Origin of the sequence: Providencia rettgeri, from assembly GCF_001874625.1 — a bacterium.
GTDB classification, from domain to species: Bacteria; Pseudomonadota; Gammaproteobacteria; order Enterobacterales; family Enterobacteriaceae; genus Providencia; species Providencia huashanensis.
Genome location: NZ_CP017671.1, coordinates 2,814,678 through 2,832,379, shown reverse-complemented (window position 1 = coordinate 2,832,379; position 17,702 = coordinate 2,814,678). Strand labels below are relative to the sequence as shown.

16 protein-coding genes and 1 tRNA gene are annotated in these 17,702 nt (G+C 35.7%); 7 read left to right on the top strand and 10 right to left on the bottom strand.

Going from position 1 to position 17,702, the window contains the following annotated elements; genetic code table 11:
* Positions 1-6 precede the first annotated feature (6 nt).
* Together RB151_RS13060 and RB151_RS13055 are read right to left on the bottom strand one after the other, a co-directional pair.
* Complete coding sequence (locus RB151_RS13060) at positions 7-2,400, bottom strand: DMSO/selenate family reductase complex A subunit (RefSeq protein WP_071548179.1); 2,394 nt, start codon at positions 2,398-2,400, stop codon at positions 7-9.
* 335 nt (positions 2,401-2,735) lie between these two features.
* Positions 2,736-3,986, bottom strand: coding sequence for a mechanosensitive ion channel family protein (locus RB151_RS13055; protein ID WP_042844392.1), 1,251 nt, complete (start codon positions 3,984-3,986; stop codon positions 2,736-2,738).
* Between the two features lie 331 nt (positions 3,987-4,317).
* Here RB151_RS13055 and RB151_RS13050 point away from each other — a divergent pair, with 331 nt between their 5' ends.
* Both RB151_RS13050 and RB151_RS13045 read left to right on the top strand, forming a co-directional pair.
* Positions 4,318-4,842, top strand: coding sequence for an anti-virulence regulator CigR family protein (locus RB151_RS13050; RefSeq protein ID WP_048607476.1), 525 nt, complete (start codon positions 4,318-4,320; stop codon positions 4,840-4,842).
* A gap of 439 nt (positions 4,843-5,281) precedes the next feature.
* Positions 5,282-6,130: a D-amino-acid transaminase gene (locus RB151_RS13045; protein ID WP_042845346.1), complete on the top strand. Its 849-nt coding sequence runs from the start codon at positions 5,282-5,284 to the stop codon at positions 6,128-6,130.
* Between the two features lie 26 nt (positions 6,131-6,156).
* On the opposite strand, the gene RB151_RS13040 is transcribed toward RB151_RS13045, so the two are convergent.
* The 3 genes from RB151_RS13040 to RB151_RS13030 all read right to left on the bottom strand — a co-directional run bounded on the left by RB151_RS13040 (position 6,157) and on the right by RB151_RS13030 (position 8,849).
* Complete coding sequence (locus tag RB151_RS13040; RefSeq protein ID WP_042844391.1) at positions 6,157-6,732, bottom strand: cysteine hydrolase family protein; 576 nt, start codon at positions 6,730-6,732, stop codon at positions 6,157-6,159.
* 94 nt (positions 6,733-6,826) lie between these two features.
* Positions 6,827-8,188, bottom strand: coding sequence for a sensor histidine kinase (locus RB151_RS13035; protein WP_042844390.1), 1,362 nt, complete (start codon positions 8,186-8,188; stop codon positions 6,827-6,829).
* Positions 8,178-8,849 carry a response regulator gene (locus RB151_RS13030; RefSeq protein ID WP_042844387.1) on the bottom strand — a complete coding sequence of 224 codons (672 nt, stop codon included), beginning with the start codon at positions 8,847-8,849 and terminating at the stop codon, positions 8,178-8,180. The genes RB151_RS13035 and RB151_RS13030 overlap by 11 nt, the downstream gene beginning before the upstream one ends.
* Before the next feature lie 170 nt (positions 8,850-9,019).
* On the opposite strand from RB151_RS13030, the gene RB151_RS13025 reads away from it, so the two are divergent.
* On the top strand, positions 9,020-9,262 hold the full coding sequence (locus tag RB151_RS13025; protein WP_129466086.1) for a hypothetical protein: 243 nt from the start codon (positions 9,020-9,022) through the stop codon (positions 9,260-9,262).
* A 207-nt stretch (positions 9,263-9,469) separates the two neighbouring features.
* On the opposite strand, the gene RB151_RS13020 is transcribed toward RB151_RS13025, so the two are convergent.
* Positions 9,470-9,727 (bottom strand): DinI-like family protein, encoded by a 258-nt coding sequence (locus RB151_RS13020; protein WP_042844385.1) that lies wholly within the window; start codon positions 9,725-9,727, stop codon positions 9,470-9,472.
* Between the two features lie 236 nt (positions 9,728-9,963).
* Here RB151_RS13020 and RB151_RS13015 point away from each other — a divergent pair, with 236 nt between their 5' ends.
* Complete coding sequence (locus tag RB151_RS13015) at positions 9,964-10,497, top strand: GNAT family N-acetyltransferase (RefSeq protein ID WP_042844384.1); 534 nt, start codon at positions 9,964-9,966, stop codon at positions 10,495-10,497.
* Between the two features lie 9 nt (positions 10,498-10,506).
* On the opposite strand, the gene RB151_RS13010 is transcribed toward RB151_RS13015, so the two are convergent.
* Together RB151_RS13010 and RB151_RS13005 are read right to left on the bottom strand one after the other, a co-directional pair.
* The gene (locus RB151_RS13010; protein WP_042844383.1) at positions 10,507-10,935 is read right to left on the bottom strand and encodes a GNAT family N-acetyltransferase; all 429 of its coding nucleotides are present in this window, start codon (positions 10,933-10,935) and stop codon (positions 10,507-10,509) included.
* A gap of 525 nt (positions 10,936-11,460) precedes the next feature.
* A complete protein-coding gene (locus tag RB151_RS13005; protein WP_042844382.1) occupies positions 11,461-11,985 on the bottom strand; it encodes a hypothetical protein in 525 nt (174 codons plus the stop codon).
* Positions 11,986-12,383: 398 nt separating this feature from the next.
* On the opposite strand from RB151_RS13005, the gene RB151_RS13000 reads away from it, so the two are divergent.
* The gene (locus RB151_RS13000; protein ID WP_042844381.1) at positions 12,384-12,716 is read left to right on the top strand and encodes an MliC family protein; all 333 of its coding nucleotides are present in this window, start codon (positions 12,384-12,386) and stop codon (positions 12,714-12,716) included.
* A gap of 234 nt (positions 12,717-12,950) precedes the next feature.
* On the opposite strand, the gene RB151_RS12995 is transcribed toward RB151_RS13000, so the two are convergent.
* A complete protein-coding gene (locus RB151_RS12995; RefSeq protein WP_052219290.1) occupies positions 12,951-14,474 on the bottom strand; it encodes a phosphoethanolamine transferase in 1,524 nt (507 codons plus the stop codon).
* A 606-nt stretch (positions 14,475-15,080) separates the two neighbouring features.
* Between RB151_RS12995 and RB151_RS12990 the strand changes: the two genes are divergently transcribed.
* Complete coding sequence (locus RB151_RS12990) at positions 15,081-15,389, top strand: hypothetical protein (RefSeq protein ID WP_052219272.1); 309 nt, start codon at positions 15,081-15,083, stop codon at positions 15,387-15,389.
* Positions 15,390-15,966: 577 nt separating this feature from the next.
* A complete protein-coding gene (locus RB151_RS12985; RefSeq protein WP_048607467.1) occupies positions 15,967-17,145 on the top strand; it encodes a hypothetical protein in 1,179 nt (392 codons plus the stop codon).
* Between the two features lie 412 nt (positions 17,146-17,557).
* Here the strand turns inward: RB151_RS12985 and RB151_RS12980 are convergent.
* Positions 17,558-17,634 (bottom strand) — tRNA-Pro (locus RB151_RS12980).
* Positions 17,635-17,702: the final 68 nt, after the last annotated feature.

Below are 17,702 nucleotides of genomic sequence, written 5' to 3'. Positions count from 1 at the left end.
AACTCCTTAAGCGCGTTTAACTTCAACAAGGTTGGTATGTTGTGGCGTTCCTTTTGCAAGTGGCGAAGGAACATGTGAGGTTAGCGTGTTGATACAACCGCCTATATCTAACCCCTCATTATTGAGAGCTCGCCATGCACCTTGTGGAACAGCGATAACACCGGGTAATACACGCTCTGTAACTTTCACTTTGATTTGAATACGACCACGGTCATTAAAAATTTCAGCAATATCACCATTGTTCAATCCACGTTGTTGTGCATCGATTGGGTTAAGCCAAAATTGGTGAGGAATCGCTTCACGCAGCATGGCAACGTTATAATAAGACGAATGCACATGGCCTTTATCGTGGAAGCCAGTCATTAATAACGTATGTTTTTGTTGCGCTGCTTGTGCTTCAACGCCTTCTTTATTCACACAATATTCTGGAATTGCAGGAATACGCTGACCTTCTGGTAATTCCCAGTTTTTCACACGTTCAGCTAATTGTTCCGAGTAGATTTCGACTTTACCTGACGGTGTTTTCAACGGGTTGTTTATTGGGTCTTCACGGAATTTCTGTAGTGCGACATTTTCTGCACTATTCAGGAATTTACGGTCGATGATACCCGCACCATCGGTTTCACTGAACTCAGGTAAATGCGGCATTTTTTCACGCGTTTTGTTATAGCAGAACTCAATCCACTGTGCGTATGTACGCCCTTCGGTAAATTGTTCTTTAACGCCCATTTTTTCAGCAATTTCAGCTAGGACATCATAGTTAGGGCGGTTTTCCCATAGTGGCTCAATTGCATTTTGTAGGCGAACTAAGTAATGGTAGGCCCCACTTGCATAGGAGTTATTAATCAAATCGTTAGTTTCAACGGTTGTTACATCCGGTAATAGCAAGTCTGCATATTTTGCTGATGGGGTGTCATGGTTATCCCAAACTAAAATGAATTCACATTTTGATTCATCTGCAAGAATTTCATGGGTTTTGTTTAAATCACCATGTTGGTTACCAATCACATTACTTGAGTAACACCACATAAACTTGATGTCGTTATTTAATTTATCGACACCTTTGATACCTGCGTTTTCAGCCGTAAGCTCTTTACCCCTTACAATGGCTTCAGACCACATATAAGTTGGGATCAGTGCCTTGACTGGGTTAGGTAAGCCAAAACCCGCTACAGGATATGCATAGCTATTACCCCATAAACCAGTATTGGTACCTGCACGACCGATATTGCCAGACATTAGCGGTAACATCATAATTGAGCGACAGGCTTGCTCACCATTTTCGGTGCGTTGTAAGCCCCAACCTTGTGAAATCCATGCGTGATTAGCATTACCAATTTCGCGAGCAAGTTGTTTTATCCGCGCGACTGAAATTCCAGTCAGTTTGCTCGCCCATTCTGGCGTTTTAGCTATTCCGTCAGGGCCATTACCTAAAATATAATCTTTGTAAGATGCATTGCGTGGCGCAGAAGCGGGTAATGTAGATTCATCCCAGCCAACACAGTATTTATTTAGGAACTCTTCATCCGTTAGCCCTTCTTGGATCATTACATAGCCCAATGAAGCAACTAATGCCGCATCAGTCCCCGGGTAAATAGGGACCCATTCTGCGCCTAGTGTTGTCACACTATCGGTGCGGCGAGGGTCAATAATAATCACTTTTGCTTTGCTTTTGTCCAAGGCATTTAGCGTTTCATAGAATTGACCACCACCTGACATACGAGTTTCTGCAAGGTTATGACCAAACATGACAACTAAATCTGAGTTTTGGATCTCAGATAAATAAGACTCTTCAATGCCGCCATACACATAAGGAGTAATTTCCATTAATTGAGCGTATGAATAAGTCCCATAGTCACCTAAGAAGCCACCCGTTAAACTTAATAAACGTTTACACGCTGCACGCCCGTGCAAGTTCGCCCCTGTAGAGCCGGAGCCATACTGATAATAGATGGCATCACTACCATACTTATCAATGGTATATTTCAACTTCTCAGCGATGATGGTAGTGGCTTCATCCCATGTGATTTTTTTGAATTTCCCTTCACCACGTTTACCAACGCGTACCATTGGGTATTTTAAACGATCAGGGTTATAGGTTTTCCAACGAACTGAGCGACCGCGTAAGCATGGACGAATTTGGTGTTCGCCTAAAGTAGAGTCGTCATACATGGTCTCATTTGAGATACGGCTGATAACACCATCTTTAACATGAACCTTTAATGGACAACGGCTACCACAGTTAACTAAGCATGCGCTATAGCTGATTTTTTCGCTGACTTCGTCAGGCATAATTGCTGGTGCTTTTGCTTGTGCAGCAAAGGGAAGGGTGATTGAGCCAGCAACTGCGGCGACACCCGCAACTGTTGCAGAGGTTTGTATAAACTCCCTCCTGCTCAGTTCTCCAAATTGAGTATTTTTTTAATTTTATGCATTGACATTGCCTATATGTAAATAACAACATTACTATCTTGTTTTATATGTTAAAAAAAGTTTCTGCTGAGTTACATGACTTACATCAATGTTACCCCTGATAAGTAAAATGTATTTATATAATTTATAAGGCTTTTTTCTGTCAAGAAGAGGGTGGTAGTTCTGTTTTAATTAACTATCGCTATATTTGATTTTATATAATGGTAGGAGGGGAAAGCAGGCAAAAGAGGGATTTCTCCCTCTTTAAATTACTACTTTAGTTGTAGATAAATAAGAAATATTAACTAATCACTAAGTGTTAACTATTTTTCTGTAGATTTACCTATCATTCTAACATCATTTCCGGTAGGTGATTGATGTACCGCTAAATTAAACTGTGGCAGGATAGAAAATATATGGTCAAAGATATCGGACTGAATTCGTTCATACTCGACCCATACCGTTGTATTGGTAAATGCATATATTTCTATTGGTACACCATTTGAATCTGACTCAAGTTGCCTAACCATAATCGTCATATTTTTATGAATATTCGGATGGGATTTCAAATAGGCTTCAATATAAGCACGGAAAGTCCCAATATTGGTTAACTTACGTTGGTTCAATGGGATAGCTTTATCATCAGGAATATTAGAATTATAAATTTGAATTTCTGATATCTTTTTATCGAGATAAGGCTCAAGTAAATTGGCTTTAATGAACAGCTCTGTTTCATCAGGTTGTAAAAAATGCACGCTGTTGGCATCTAATCGGACACTACGCTTAATACGGCGGCCACCTGAATCTGTCATTCCTTTCCAGTTTTTGAACGAATCGGAAATGAGAGCATAAGTTGGGATTGTTGTAACGGTATTATCCCAGTTTTGTACTTTCACAGTCGTTAAACCAATATCGATGACTGCACCATCAGCGCCATATTTAGGCATTTCTAACCAATCACCAATGTTCACCATATTATTGGCTGAAAGTTGGATCCCTGCGACTAAACCCATTATAGGGTCTTTAAAGACTAACATCATGACCGCAGTCATTGCCCCAAGGCCACTTAAAATAATTAGCGGAGATTTGCCAATTAATAGGGCGATGATCATGATACCAATTAGAATAGAAGCAATTAGCTTAATACTTTGGAATATGCCCCGAAGTGGCAGGTGGGCTGTTCTTGCAGCCCGCTGCAATACACCGAGGATAATATCAAGAATAGAGTAAAGCGTTAATAAACCAAATAATAAACACCACGCCTGTGAACCGACTTTAAGAACAGCTTGTGCCGTTGAACCAGGATGCAACCATAAAGTTGCTTGGATATTGACGACCACCCCTTGAATAACAAACGCAAAGCGATTGAAAAGGTTATGTTGAGTAATTAAGTGAGGCCAACTACCTGCAAATTTTTGCCCACGCTTTTCTAACCGTGGAAGTAATAGTTTATGCAAGATAAGGTGTAATACACAGGCAACTATGAGAATTAACCCGAGCACCATGAGTAAAGAGGCGAGGTTAGCATAATCTTGGTTGAATTGACGTACCCAGTCTAGCAGTTGCTGCTGCATGTTTTCTCCTTTTATGTCGTTCTGAGATATGTTCCGCTATAAATTCTTTTTTAATCGATAAACCTTATCATATGTATAGTAAAATTTCATCATTGGTAATATTAAACACTGTCCTAATTTTCATAAGTAGTATTAAGTATGAGTAAATGTATTACTGAATATAAGGGCTAAAGGGCATCAATTATAAATGAAGGTATTCTGTAAGTTAGGTGAATGGATAACATTTACATAACATTACTTACGATAAGCATTATCTGATTGTGGTGGTTCATTACTAAGCATAATGTTCTATAAATTACACGACGTAGGTCTAATTCTGTAGGAGCTTGTTATGAACACATTTAAATTGAAAAAATCGGCATGTTTGTTTCTCTTGCAGTTCATCTTATTGCCTGCGGTCTTTATTACGCCATTAGCAGCTAACTCATCCCCGAATGGTAATCAGGGACAAGGGAATGGTAATCATGGCGCCGGAAATGGCAAGGGACATCAGAAAATCCATGGTAATAATAAAGGGGCTCATGTCCAAGCAAAAAATAATGCTAAATCCAATAAATATTATGACAAGCAAAGAAATGCTAATGTTAATTTTACCGTGAGTTTTGGTAACGTTAGGCCTTTAGCAATTGAATATGGTTTAACCGGATATCAAGGTTTACCACCGGGTATTGCTAAACAAGTTAGTCGGGGGAAACCACTTCCTCCAGGTATTGCTAAGAAATCACTACCAGCGGGTTTCACCTCTCAATTACCAGTGTATGTAGGTTATGAATGGAAAATAAGTGGAAGAGACTTGCTTCTTGTTGCGGTTGGAACAGCAATAGTTGCGGAAGTTATTGAAAATGTTTTTGAATAAAAAAACGACCTTGATTTCAAGGTCGTTATGCAAAAACTATGCAAATTAACGCTAATGATGAGGTAAATAAACGGTTCGGTTGATTAAAAAATAAGTTACATAAAACGTTTTGACAGCAATTCAACAACTTCTTGTACACTACTGATAAATTCTTTAATGCTATTCATCATTGACTCCGAATATGAAAACGTGATCCAGATCACTTAAGGCTATTTTAGCTTTCAGCGTGTTAATGTCAAGGTGATATATAAAATATATTTTAATTTTTAAACATATTTTTTAAGCTGAAATGGCGTAAATGGGTTCAAGTGTATTTGCCTGCAAACCTACGAGAAATAATCATACAAAAATGAAATATGTGAAGGGATAAAAAGCATTAATTTCAATATGGTGTATGGTTAATCTTATAAAAGATAAAAGTTGATTGATAAAGGAATCTATCTCAATGATTACTTATGTTAACGGTCAGTTCTTACCTGAAGAACAAGCGTCTGTATCGGTTTTTGACCGGGGGTTTCTCTTCGCAGATGCCGTGTATGAAGTGACGGCCATTATCAATGGTAAGCTAATTGATTTTGAACATCACATGGCTCGTTTACAGCGTTCATGCAAGGAGCTACAACTTTTAATGCCTTGTAGCGTAGCGGAGTTAAAACAGATTCATTTGCAGTTAATTCAACAAAATAGCTTACAAGAAGGGCTTATTTATTTACAACTGACTCGTGGTAATGCAAAAGTACGTGATTTTTTATATCCAGAGACAGGTATTAAGCCAACCTTAGTATTATTCGCACAACAGATGAATATTATTGATAGCATAAAAGCTAAGACTGGAATTAAAGTGGTCACAGTGGAAGATATTCGTTGGCAACGTTGTGATATTAAAACGGTTTCATTGCTTGCGGCGTCAATGGCAAAAGAATTTGCTAGGCAGCAAGGCGCTGATGATGCTGTTTTTATTAAAGATGGTTATATTACAGAAGGAAGTTCTAGTAATTGTTTTATTGTGAATCGTGATAATCAACTACAAACTCGAGGCTTGAGTAATATAATTTTACCTGGAATTACTCGCCGGGCTGTTATTGAACTTGCTGGGGAGCAGGGAATAGAGCTTATTGAAAAGGCTTTTACACTAGATGATATGTTAGCAGCAAAAGAGGTATTTATTACTTCAGCGACAACATTAGTTTGGCCTATTGTAAAAGTAAACAATCAAGTTATTGGTAAAGGTGAGCCGGGAGAAATTGCAATCCGGCTACGTGAAATTTACCTACAAAAAACCCAATAAAATAAGCAGATATGGAGGTGGATTGATTATTTTATTTGCATAAATTCTTTAACAGAAGAAATCGATATCAATCCTTCTAATGCCTCAAGACTTTGCTCATGAAGCTCAGGTGTTGGGGCTGCGCATAAGTCTTCTAAAACTGTGACATAGTAACCTAAGTCATGAGCTTGTCTGGCACTACTTTGAATCGCTTTTACTGTACTGACTCCGCCAATAAATAGCTGTGTAATGTTATTATCCGTTAGCCATTTATTTAGCTGGTTACCAGCAAATGCGGATACACCTTTTTTAATCATTACTAGGTCGCGAAAATGAACTTCTAAGTCATTTACCCAATTACAGCCATTTTCACTTAATTTTAGAGCGCCTATGTTTTTAGCGTGCTGAAACATGGGGGAGCCGGCAGGTATATCATGGTAATTATCCGCAAAGCCAACTTTAACCCAAATAATCGGGATATTATGATTACGTGCATGGTTTGCTGCTTGGTTTGCTTTTTCGACTATTTTACGAGATTGAGTTTGTTGATAACTTGAGTTAGATAAGCCATTTTTACCAATTATTTCTTCGATAAGATCAATAATTATTAATGCATTGGACATTATTGCCTCTTTATATTGTAAGTATATTAACTTAAAGAGGCTATTGTAAAGGTTAAGTAGAAGCTATGCTGTTAAGTCAATAACATAATTGGGTTTAGGGTAAGTCAATAATAAACCCGATACCCTTATCTTCTAATCCATCCGTTACTCTAATCACTGCGCCTATTTTTGTTGCTAAGTTATGGGCTATGGATAAGCCTAACCCACTCCCAATTTCCATTGTTCCCGGTACTCGATAGAAACGGGAAAAAATAAGCTGTCGACTTTCTTCGGGAATGCCGCGTCCATTATCTTGAACTAAAATAGTGGCACCAAAGGGAGTAAGGTCTTTTAGGGTAACTTTTATTTTCCCATCTTTAGGACAATATTTAATCGCATTTTCAATCAGGTTAGTAAAAATATTACTCAAAGCAAGCTTGTCGGTGAGTATATTAAAGGAACCAGAGCTTTGAAGCTCGACATCAATATTTTTGTTAATAGCATAAGGTACATGAGTGGCAATTAAGTTACTGATGAGCATAGGTAGGTCGATATTTTCTTTATTTAATAAGAAATCCTCAGTCTCTAAACGGGCAAGGTCAATTAGTTGATGGGAAAGTGACGCTGCACGATTTAATGTTTCTTGCATGTCATTAATAATTTCTTCTTTTTCTTTCGGATGGTCGATCTGCATTAATAAGTGTAATTGGGCGATAACGGCTGCAATCGGAGTACGCAATTCATGAGCAGCATCTGCCATAAAGCGTTTTTCTCGTTGGTTTGCGGCATCAACACGTGCCATTAAATTATTAATAGCAGCAATAATAGGGCGAATTTCTTTGTATTGTTCTTTGGTTTCTATCGGCGTTAAATTACCGGGCTGACGGCTAGAAATAAGTTTTGCGGATTGCCTTAAAGGACGCAGGCTAAAATATGCGGTAATTAACATAGCAAGTAGCATGATCCCTAAAATAAAAGCGAGTGGAATAGCCGTGCCTTCAGCAGGAGTACCTAACAAAGATTTTCTATCACTATAAGATTCAGCAATGACGATTTCAAACGTGTTATTTTTATTCCATGCAGAGGTAAAATGCCAATCTTTATGTAAAGCCGTTAGTTCGGCTACTGATTTAAGAGATGGGACAAGCAGTTTATCGTTATTGCGATAATAAACATTTCCTTGTTTATCCCTTACTAACATGAATGGGCGATAGCTTATATCATCCCCATTTTCCATGGCTTCCATATATAAGGCTTGTAAGCTATCAGCTATTTCATTGAATTGTTCAGGGTCATCGGAAACCACGCTGAGTGTTCTAGCGAAACCTTGTGTAATTATATTTTGTTGTTCATTTAATTCGTCATGAATAGCTGGCCAATAATAAAATTGTAACCAGCCAACTAATAACAACCATAAAAAAATGACAGAGGTAATTTGTAAACCGAATGTATAAATAAAAAATGATTTAACCTTCATGGCTGTACTTCTTTTTTAATAAGTAACCAATACCTCGGATAGTAATAATACGCTCTTTTCCTATTTTACGGCGCAGATTATGAATATGAACCTCTAAGGAGTTGCTTTCTATATCATCTACACCAAATAGACGTTGCTCTAAGTCGACTTTTCTAACAACGTTATCGGCATTTCTTATTAATTCATACAATAGTAAATATTCTTTACCAGATAGAAAAAGTAATTGACCATTAAGTGAAACTTGGTGATTAACTGGATTTAATTGTAGGTTATCTAATTGCCATATTTCAGACGAAAACCCAGCCATACGGCGGCTAACTGCTTTAACTCGAGAAATAAGCTCTGGCATTGCAAATGGTTTCGTCAAAAAATCGTCTGCACCTGAATCTAAACTGGAAACCAAATTATCCATTTGATTTCTAGCCGTTAGAATAATAATTGGGATAGATTCCCCCGCATTACGCCATGCAATTAACTCTTGATGACCATCACCATCTGGCAAGCCTAAATCTAATAACATCAAATCAAAATTCCGAGAAGCGAGTTGTTGCTTTGCATCAGCCAGTAGTCGTACCCAACATGGATTGAATCCAGCAAGTTCCAGCCCTCGGCAAAGCGCCTTCCCCAGTTGGAGATCGTCTTCTACTAAAAGGATATTCATTTTATCACCTCTGCTTACAAGTATAAGCATTCAAACACTGACAAACAACATATCTAACTCTTGGCTTAACTAGATTTAAGCTTATCTTAAGGATAGTTTAACCGCTCTTTAAGGTATAAAAAAATAGTCTGTTTATGATTATCCTACATACTAAGAATAAGGGCATTAAAATGAAAAAAACCTTATATGGAGTAGCAATATTCATTGTAATTATCCTGATAACATTGACTTTTATTACTAAAGATTATAATAAAATGCCAGTTGTAAGTATTTCAAATCTAGCGATAAGTGAGATCTCAACTTGTACAGAACTAAAAAAATGTATTTCTCAAATTAAGATTGCAGATAATAAAAAAGATAAAACAAGTTTATTAAAAGTTATTAAGGATTTTTTAAGGAAAAAAATTTACTAATAATAAATGAATGTGATTACGGTATGAATGGGGCTCATGCTAAATACTGGGATAGGGCGTTATAACTTAATTGGAATATAGGCAAAAAGTAGGTTAACAGGCCAATGATTGGGATAAATAGCTTAACAAGCTTTAGTACGAATTTTAGCTTTATAAAAATAAAGGAATGAGTTAGTAGTAAACAGCATTCCTTTATTTAGGTACCGATTATTCTGTAATTTCTTCGGGAACCCAGCCGTCATCCATCCAAATTTCCTCCAATATTTCTTCAATACGAGTTTTATCCTCCGATATTTTTGTACCTGAAATATTTACACGTTGTTGAGAGCTAAAGCCAACTCGAGTGACCATATCTGGGTACTGATTCTGTAGTTTACGTAAGATCTCAGACTCAAGAGCATGTAAAACAGTTGAACTTGGTTTCTGTGGTGCATTTTTATCAAATAACACTTCAATCCGTAACATAATGACCTCTAGTAAGGACTGTATTAATATACAGTATTTTTAAATGTATCAGTGTGAAAAGTCAATATCGATAAGTAAATATTTTATTGGTAAAAATAGAGTCAGAATAATATTAATATAAAACAAAAAGTTAATGTTACTTCTTTCGCTGCTTAGGGCAATAAACGGGTTGTCAGGCAACAAAAAATCCGTATTCTTAAGAAAAAACAGGGTTTATTAAAGTGAGTTTAGTCTAAATGTTACGATCTAGCCGTATGTCGAGGGAAAATATTGAGGAAATAAATGCCATTAATCAACTTTATGATAAGGCATTTCCTTTGTACGAACAGAGAAGTTATCAAGGGCGTAAAGCAGTATTAGGCCAAGATGACTATTACTTATATTACTTTGCTAATAGCTCTATTTTTGTTGGTTTTATAGGTTGCTGGAAAATTAATGATTATTTCTATATTGAGCACTTTGCTATTTCCGCAGAATTAAGAGGGCAAGGATATGGTCAAAAAGTATTGAAACAATTTTGCGGGAATGTAGGTAAAGTTATTCTTGAAATTGACCCTGTAATTGATGAGATAAGCAAAAAAAGGCTCAAATTTTATCAACATTGCGGGTTTCAACGAAATCGATACTCGCATACTCATCCAAGCTATTACCCAGAAAATAAGCCTCATCAGCTCGAAGTATTAAGTTATCCTAGCGCCATTTGTGATGACGCATATCAGCTTTTTGCTCATCAGTTACAACAGAGGATTATGGATAATTCGTTGTTATAATAAGGGTACCTAGATAGTTTTAACTCGGTTATAGTAGTAAATGAGTTCTGGGTCATTATCGTCTAGGTTATCAATATAGCCGCTAGGAACAAAGCCAGTTTTCTCAAGGAGCTTTTGTGTAGCCAGATTTGACTGATTAGTCGATGTGAAAATTTTATCCGTTTTGCTTTGCTCTTTTAATTTATTAATCAGTATGTGACCAAAGCCTTGACGCCGATATTTGTTATTTACCATTAATAATTCAATAAAACCATGTGAATAAAAATGATGGGTTAATACACCATAAGCCAATATTTCATCATTTGCTTCTAATACAAAACACGCATTTTGCTTTACCCACTGCGTGATTTCCAGCAGTCTTTCTGGTGTTGCTACAGTATCAATAAGAAAAATAGCGCTCACATCATGAGATGTGGTTAATCTGAAATTTATATTCATTAGCTATTGTGAGCCTGCCTTTGTGTAAATGGAATCACAGTTTAGTCTTTAGTCCCATGAAATCAATAAGTTGTTATCAATCTATAGAATTATTGTTTTTGGTGACAAGACCGATTATATGATTAAAATAGCAAATAAACACGGCTATAACTATGAGTATTGAAAGCTATAGCGGGTATTAATATCCTCTGATTAACTCACCAACATATGAATCAATAGCGGATTCGATACGCCAACGCTTTATGGATATGTTCCCAAAATATCTATCGATAAGATTGATTTTTAACATTTTTCTCTCACCTTGATCTTGTTTTTAGTACTGTTCTAATTATTTTCACTGTATCGGCTATTGTTAAGTTTAAATACTTACTGTATTTGTATTAATAAAATCTAATATGGTTAAAAACAATATTACAAGATAAGGGGGCTGACAGATGATTAAACTGGAAATAAAACAATAAAAACGCGCCTTATACAATGTAGACCGTTTTTATTGTGAGAGTAAAAAAACAAGGAATAAATCAGTTATTTTACAGGTGGTACTTTTACATCTAGGTCATATAGCCTTAGTATTGAAGGAGCATCATCTACTTCTGAAAACTTAAGCTTCACTTTAGATGCCGCTCTTTTGGGAATACTAATATCACTTTGAACCCCATTTAAATAAGATGTAAACCCATCTTGGTCTAAGATATAAATGTTATTTTTATCATCAAAATTTGTTAAGCGAATTGCTGACTCTGATTTATTTTTTATAGCTAATGTCAGCAGATACTCAGTATCAGCAGTTTTTTCAGATTTTAATACTTTTATCTCAGTGTATTTATTCAGGTTTTCCAAGTCGTAAATGATAATAGCACCATCAACGCTGCTCCCAGAAGCTCTCCCTTCATCAATACCTTCCTTGAATCCGGATAGTGCATCTTTACTTGAACTTGTTATTGATGATGTTATTGATTTCATGCCATCTTTAATGAGGCTAGTGTCATTGTTACTATCAGAGAGAGCGTATGTGGATATAAGTAAAAACATATATGCTAATTTTTTCATTGGTACCCCAAAAAGTTTTTTCAAATTATAGCAATAGCATATGATAAATATATTATGTAATGAGTAGTCTTATTCTTAGATTAATCAGTTGAACAGTCAGCTGTTTTTGAAATGCTCGCATTTTTTCGACACATTGGTTTATTATGTTGGATATTCAAGTTCCTACACCTAGTCACATTTAAATAAGCGGAGCTATGTAGAATTTAAAAAGATGCTCACCTAACTAATTAGTCTGAACTTACTAAACCACTAAGGTATTTTTTGTTCTTTTGGGGGGCTTGATTCTGAATATCGAATATAATGCAGATCTTTGGTTACGGAATTGTCTTATTATTTTACTCAATATAGGAGTTTAAAATCATTAACGGATTTAATACTTTTATATGATGGAGCATTACATGAGTAAAATTAAATTTATCCCTGCTATTATTTTAGCTTCTATTTTCATGGCACAGCCTGCACTGGCCGCTAAAACAGATACTTATAACTGTGAAGGTCAGAAAATTAAAGCGTCATTCCCAAATGATAAAATCGCAGTAATCTTATATTCCGGTGAAATTATAGTCTTGAATGAGGCACCAAGTGCAAGTGGTGCAAGATATACGGGTGAAAGCTTTCAATTGTGGTCTAAAGGTAAGAATGAATTTAATTTAGCAACCATATCAGAGGATGATATTGTAAACGGAAAAACCTCTGACGATAAAGGCCGTACGTGTAAATTGGTTAAATAAATTCAATTACTTTATCAATAACCTTAGTAATAAGGACTACTCTATTAAGAGCCCCCAATTACTGGGGGCTTTATTCGATCGTGTAAAATCTTACCTGTCTATAGACCTAATTGAAAAGTATTCTAAACTAGCCTAGTCAAGGCGAAAATTTCACGTTTTGAAGCACTAGGGTTACCCAGCCGACTAGGCGTTGAACTCATCGACTAAAAACATAAACTAATGGCTACGAATATTTTAGTGATACTGGTATGGGTATTTTATATCATCATTTGGTAGTTTATTAAAATCAATAATGTGTTGATCAAAATCGATCACATTACTTTGCCCTTTGCACTCATTATTGGATAGCATTTTACATGTGGGTTTTATATTATTAGCATTAATACCCAACCACTCTGCAAATAATTGAAATAAATTAAGCCCATTTCTTTGTGCTGATATTATTTCACGGTCAACAGAATTAGAAGATGTAATAAATAAAGGGACTTCAAAATTTTGTTTACGTTTATCACCATGAATTAAATCTTGTTGATTATCAATAAAAGACAGGCCGTGATCTGCAAAATAGAGCATAGACCACGAGTTTTTGCTCTTTAATAATTCTGAATATATTTGAGACAGTAGTAGATCAGTGTTTTTTATACTTTGTACGTAGCAAGATAAATCTTTGCTTTTATAAAACTGCTGATATGAATTTGAAATTCTCGCACAAAATGGTGAATGGCTACCAATCAAATGGATCACAATCAGTTTTTTCTGTGTGGGGTTATCTAAGGAATGTATAAACTTATCAATAACAGGTCCATCCTCAGATGATACATTTGTAGCAATATTTGATTTTCCGCCTACAAAGTAAGTTTGTTCTGCTCTCTTTGCTATAGTTGCAACAGGGCCATCGTGTTTTCCACTTTGTCCTTGTCTAGAAATCCAAGTGGTATAAAACCCAGCCTTATTTGCTAGTGTAATAATATTATTGGGCATTTTGGGATATATTGAAAGACTTCTCGATAACGAGAGATTTGTAGAACCAGCGGCAGAAATATAGTTATTAAAAAATACACCGTTAATGCTATCCATAAAAGGAGTATTGTTGATTGGGAAACCATAATTATGCATAAAGTCACGGCGAACGCTTTCACCAATAATGATAACATAAGTATCATACGGATTGTTTGCACTAACATTGCTAAAAGAGTCATTTCCTTCGATAGATTTTTTTTCTTTTGCTAAGTAATCTAAATAATATAAACTTTCAGTGAAAAACCGAATTTCAGGCAACCCTGATGTTAAAACCAGTTTAATACTATTATTATAAACCGCTTTAACGGGCTGTATTATCGTTATAATTACAAAAATTGATAATGATATAATATTTGTTATTTTCTTTGTATTTAGCTTAAGTTGACATATTAGTATGCCAAAGACAAGAATAAGTACAGATAGGATATAATATTTTAAATTTATATTAGTGATGAAGCCCTTAGCTTCTTCAGTATTTGTATAATAGAAAGATGAAAAAATATTATAATCAGGAGGTCCGTAAAGTACACCAACAGGAAAGTATAAACATGCAATGAAAGAATAGAACAATATGATAGCTATATATAGTTTACGATACTGATTCAGGTATACCATCAGCCCAGTAATTGCGATGACGTAAAATGGCTTAAAATGATAACCCATAGAATAATGTATAATTGAAAAAAATGTAAATAAAACTAATATGCTTAATACCGTTTTACTTTTTAAAAATGACATTGTTTTGCTCATTAATCGTTCAACTAAATAGTAACAGTATTTGTAGTTTATATATCTACATTTATAAAAATAATAAGTAACCTACTATAGTGTAAATTATAAACTGTTCAGTGTTACTTATGTTAGCAAATAAAGTAGCTAGCTAAAAGTGATAAGTTATATTACAGATAAATTTGTCACTTTTGGTGCCTTATCATAATGTTTATCTTATGCTCTCTTATCTCTTTTTAAAGCTGTTGACTTGAAATGACAAGCAAATCTAAAAATGACTTTTAATCAAAGTTATATATAAATCAGCACTATTTATGTGTTATGTGATGGTCAGTACCGGTGAGTATATCTATATACTAGAGATATACTGAGGCTGAGAGTATTCAGAGATGGAAAGGAAATTGCCACTTTATCAGCTAAAATAAATATTGAAGTGGTTTTACTAGGATTTACCATTAGTAAACTTTAGGAATAAGGAGATAACTATAAGTAATTGGTTTATATATAAAAAACATTATGATAGGGGTTAAACCTTAACACTTTAAACTCGTTAATTCGTTTTTTATCGCTAAAGGTAAATCACTTCTAATTCTTAATGATAATTAAAAATTAGAAGTGACAAATTGGATTGAATCACAAGAAGGCGTGAAACTGCTGGTGGGTCCAATTGAGAATGAACATTACCGTACAACAAGCGCAATTATCTATCGCCACTTTGAGTGGCTTGATAACAAAATGAACGTAGGCACACCCGAGTCTGATATCACTCACCCTTCTGATGACTTATTAATGACGATATCTGTGTGCTACTTATTGAACGGTAGGGAAGGTGTTGGTGAGTTGAATGCGAAAGATAGAAAAGTTGCCACTGAACTAGGACAAGAAGAATCTGAACATGTGGAGGAAATAGTAAAAAAGCCATAGAAGCTCAAAAGTGGTTTACTGAGTTTGGGCGCTACAAGGCGGTAAAGCCAAGTGGAAGAGAATATAATTAGAGCTTCCCGATATCCCGGTCCTTAAATTTAATGGTGCTACTAACGAGCTTTTAATTACCTACAGTGTTATTAGTCGCAACTACCGACATGCTGTAATGACCGCCTGCCTATACCTTTATCCCTCTGAGATATCGATCATTATCTTTGTTAAAGCTTACCGCGATAAGTTGTAGAGAGTTTTATGTGGCTATTTTTCACTTGATGAGCAATTCCGTGAAGAATAGTTGAAAGAGCAGGAAATGAAGGGGAAAAATAGGGCACAGGCTCTAGGGTTATTGTGTATGGGCGGTGTTTTGGTGTTATACAGGCCGGTCTTTAAGTGATTTTTCAATGTTGTTATTTATAGTGTATGTACTATTTTTAATTATTATCTTGGTGTTTAACTCTGTTATAACGCATGATTGGTGTAATTTTTTGTTGTAACTTATGTGGTTATTTCATGCTCAAATAGGAAAAGAGCCATATAATTAATAAAACGTGAAATTATTAAAAATAATAGGTCATCTATGAATAAGTGTATAAATGGTTTGTTGTCGGCGGTGGCATTAATACTAGGAGGAATTATAGCTACTTCTCATGCTAATGATTTACGTGTACCTGTGGGAGCAATCGGGTATTTAGGTGAGGTTTCCCCACCTGTGCGTACTGTTTATTTTGAACAGGTTTTAAATAACAGTGATATACTTCCAAATTTCCCATTTATTGAGTTGATTACATGGAAGTGGAGGGAAGGTCCTGATTCAGCATTTGCCTACTATCCTCAAGAAGGAGCCTATGGGATCTCGTTATTTAATGAATTTGATGAGAGCAACCGTATAATATTATTGATAAATGGGGTGTTTTCCACTACATACGCTAGATATAATATTCCTTATGATTGGAGTTCAGGAGTGCGCTGGGAAACTGCATCGTTTTCATTAAGGCATTCTAAAATAAGCTCATCAAAAGGTATGTACCATGTGCCGTACGGTATAAACTATAGTGGTTATTTTGATTTTGGGCTCGAACCTAAGTCAGGTACACCTGGAGTTTTATATACTACTTTTACTCACCCCGCTAAATTTACAGGTGTTATAACAAGTTATTCAGCATATGCTCCACAGCCCTTAAAAAAAGGGCGCTACCTTGCAGATGATACTATTATGATGGCCCACCGAAATAGGTATGGAGATGGATACCCTAAAGATAAATCTGAAGCGGTATTTATTGGTGAGCATCAGTACATGGGGATATTTGTTGTTGATACATGTAAAGTATCCGCAATAACAAACACGAAGATTGATTTCGGGGTACAGTTAGCGGGGACTTATCCAAGTCCTAAGAATTTAGCTAATGCTCTTGCTCAGGTTAATGTTAATTGTCCAGATACTGGTAAGTATTTGATCTCTATTAAGCCAAACAATGCTCTAGTGGATGGAAATTATACTGGAATGGTGCTGGATCCGTTAGATGGAAATTCAGATGATTTGCCTTATATAGCCACATCGATTGATGCGACTGCTAAAGGTGATGAAGTTTGTATTGCTGACTCTTCTCAAGCCATTAATTATACAAAAAGTAAGCAGGTTTATAGCTCCGTTGGGGGAAATTTTATCCAAGGGTTAAACTTTGCTTTATGCGTTAATGGAAAAATAGCTCCAGGAAAATACCGCGGTAGCTTAGATGTCAATTTTCTGGTTGAATAATACAGTTTCTGTATAGCTTATATTCCGTATTAGGCCGCTTATGCGGCCTTTTTGTTCACTTCAATTTGTACTATTGCTAACCTAATACTCAGTGGGAATCTATCACTTCTAGGCTTGTAATCTTAATACGCTTCTTAATTGGGGATTTTGGCTTTATTTTGGTCTTTACGGTTAGTTACCATGAATTAAAACCAGCAGGGGAACGTGAAGCAAATCTTATTAAGTACTTTTTTGTATTAGGTTCATTCCTATCAATGTCTGCAAATAAACACTAATACGCCAGCTTGAGTGGTTGGGGCACTTTGATATTGAAATAGAAACTATTGCGATGGAGTTTTACCCCCATTTTACCCCGCTTAAAATTTAGGCATAAAAAAACCAACCTTAAGCGGTTGGTTTCTCTATAAAAAGTTGGTCGGCATGATAGGATTTGAACCTACGACCCCCGACACCCCATGACGGTGCGCTACCAAGCTGCGCTACATGCCGAACTTTGTTTTATACTACTCAATTTGTCTCTAAAAGCAATAGACTAATGATACGACTGGTTGATATTT

What these genes read in the sequence shown, in the direction of transcription:
- RB151_RS13055 (WP_042844392.1), bottom strand. Translation starts at nt 3,986, where the DNA reads ATGCAGCAGCAACTGCTAGACTGGGTACGTCAATTCAACCAAGATTAT.
- RB151_RS13050 (WP_048607476.1), top strand. Translation starts at nt 4,318, where the DNA reads ATGAACACATTTAAATTGAAAAAATCGGCATGTTTGTTTCTCTTGCAG.
- RB151_RS13040 (WP_042844391.1), bottom strand. Translation starts at nt 6,732, where the DNA reads ATGTCCAATGCATTAATAATTATTGATCTTATCGAAGAAATAATTGGT.
- RB151_RS13035 (WP_042844390.1), bottom strand. Translation starts at nt 8,188, where the DNA reads ATGAAGGTTAAATCATTTTTTATTTATACATTCGGTTTACAAATTACC.
- RB151_RS13030 (WP_042844387.1), bottom strand. Translation starts at nt 8,849, where the DNA reads ATGAATATCCTTTTAGTAGAAGACGATCTCCAACTGGGGAAGGCGCTT.
- RB151_RS13025 (WP_129466086.1), top strand. Translation starts at nt 9,020, where the DNA reads ATGAAAAAAACCTTATATGGAGTAGCAATATTCATTGTAATTATCCTG.
- RB151_RS13020 (WP_042844385.1), bottom strand. Translation starts at nt 9,727, where the DNA reads ATGTTACGGATTGAAGTGTTATTTGATAAAAATGCACCACAGAAACCA.
- RB151_RS13015 (WP_042844384.1), top strand. Translation starts at nt 9,964, where the DNA reads ATGTTACGATCTAGCCGTATGTCGAGGGAAAATATTGAGGAAATAAAT.
- RB151_RS13010 (WP_042844383.1), bottom strand. Translation starts at nt 10,935, where the DNA reads ATGAATATAAATTTCAGATTAACCACATCTCATGATGTGAGCGCTATT.
- RB151_RS13005 (WP_042844382.1), bottom strand. Translation starts at nt 11,985, where the DNA reads ATGAAAAAATTAGCATATATGTTTTTACTTATATCCACATACGCTCTC.
- RB151_RS13000 (WP_042844381.1), top strand. Translation starts at nt 12,384, where the DNA reads ATGAGTAAAATTAAATTTATCCCTGCTATTATTTTAGCTTCTATTTTC.
- RB151_RS12995 (WP_052219290.1), bottom strand. Translation starts at nt 14,474, where the DNA reads ATGTCATTTTTAAAAAGTAAAACGGTATTAAGCATATTAGTTTTATTT.
- RB151_RS12985 (WP_048607467.1), top strand. Translation starts at nt 15,967, where the DNA reads ATGAATAAGTGTATAAATGGTTTGTTGTCGGCGGTGGCATTAATACTA.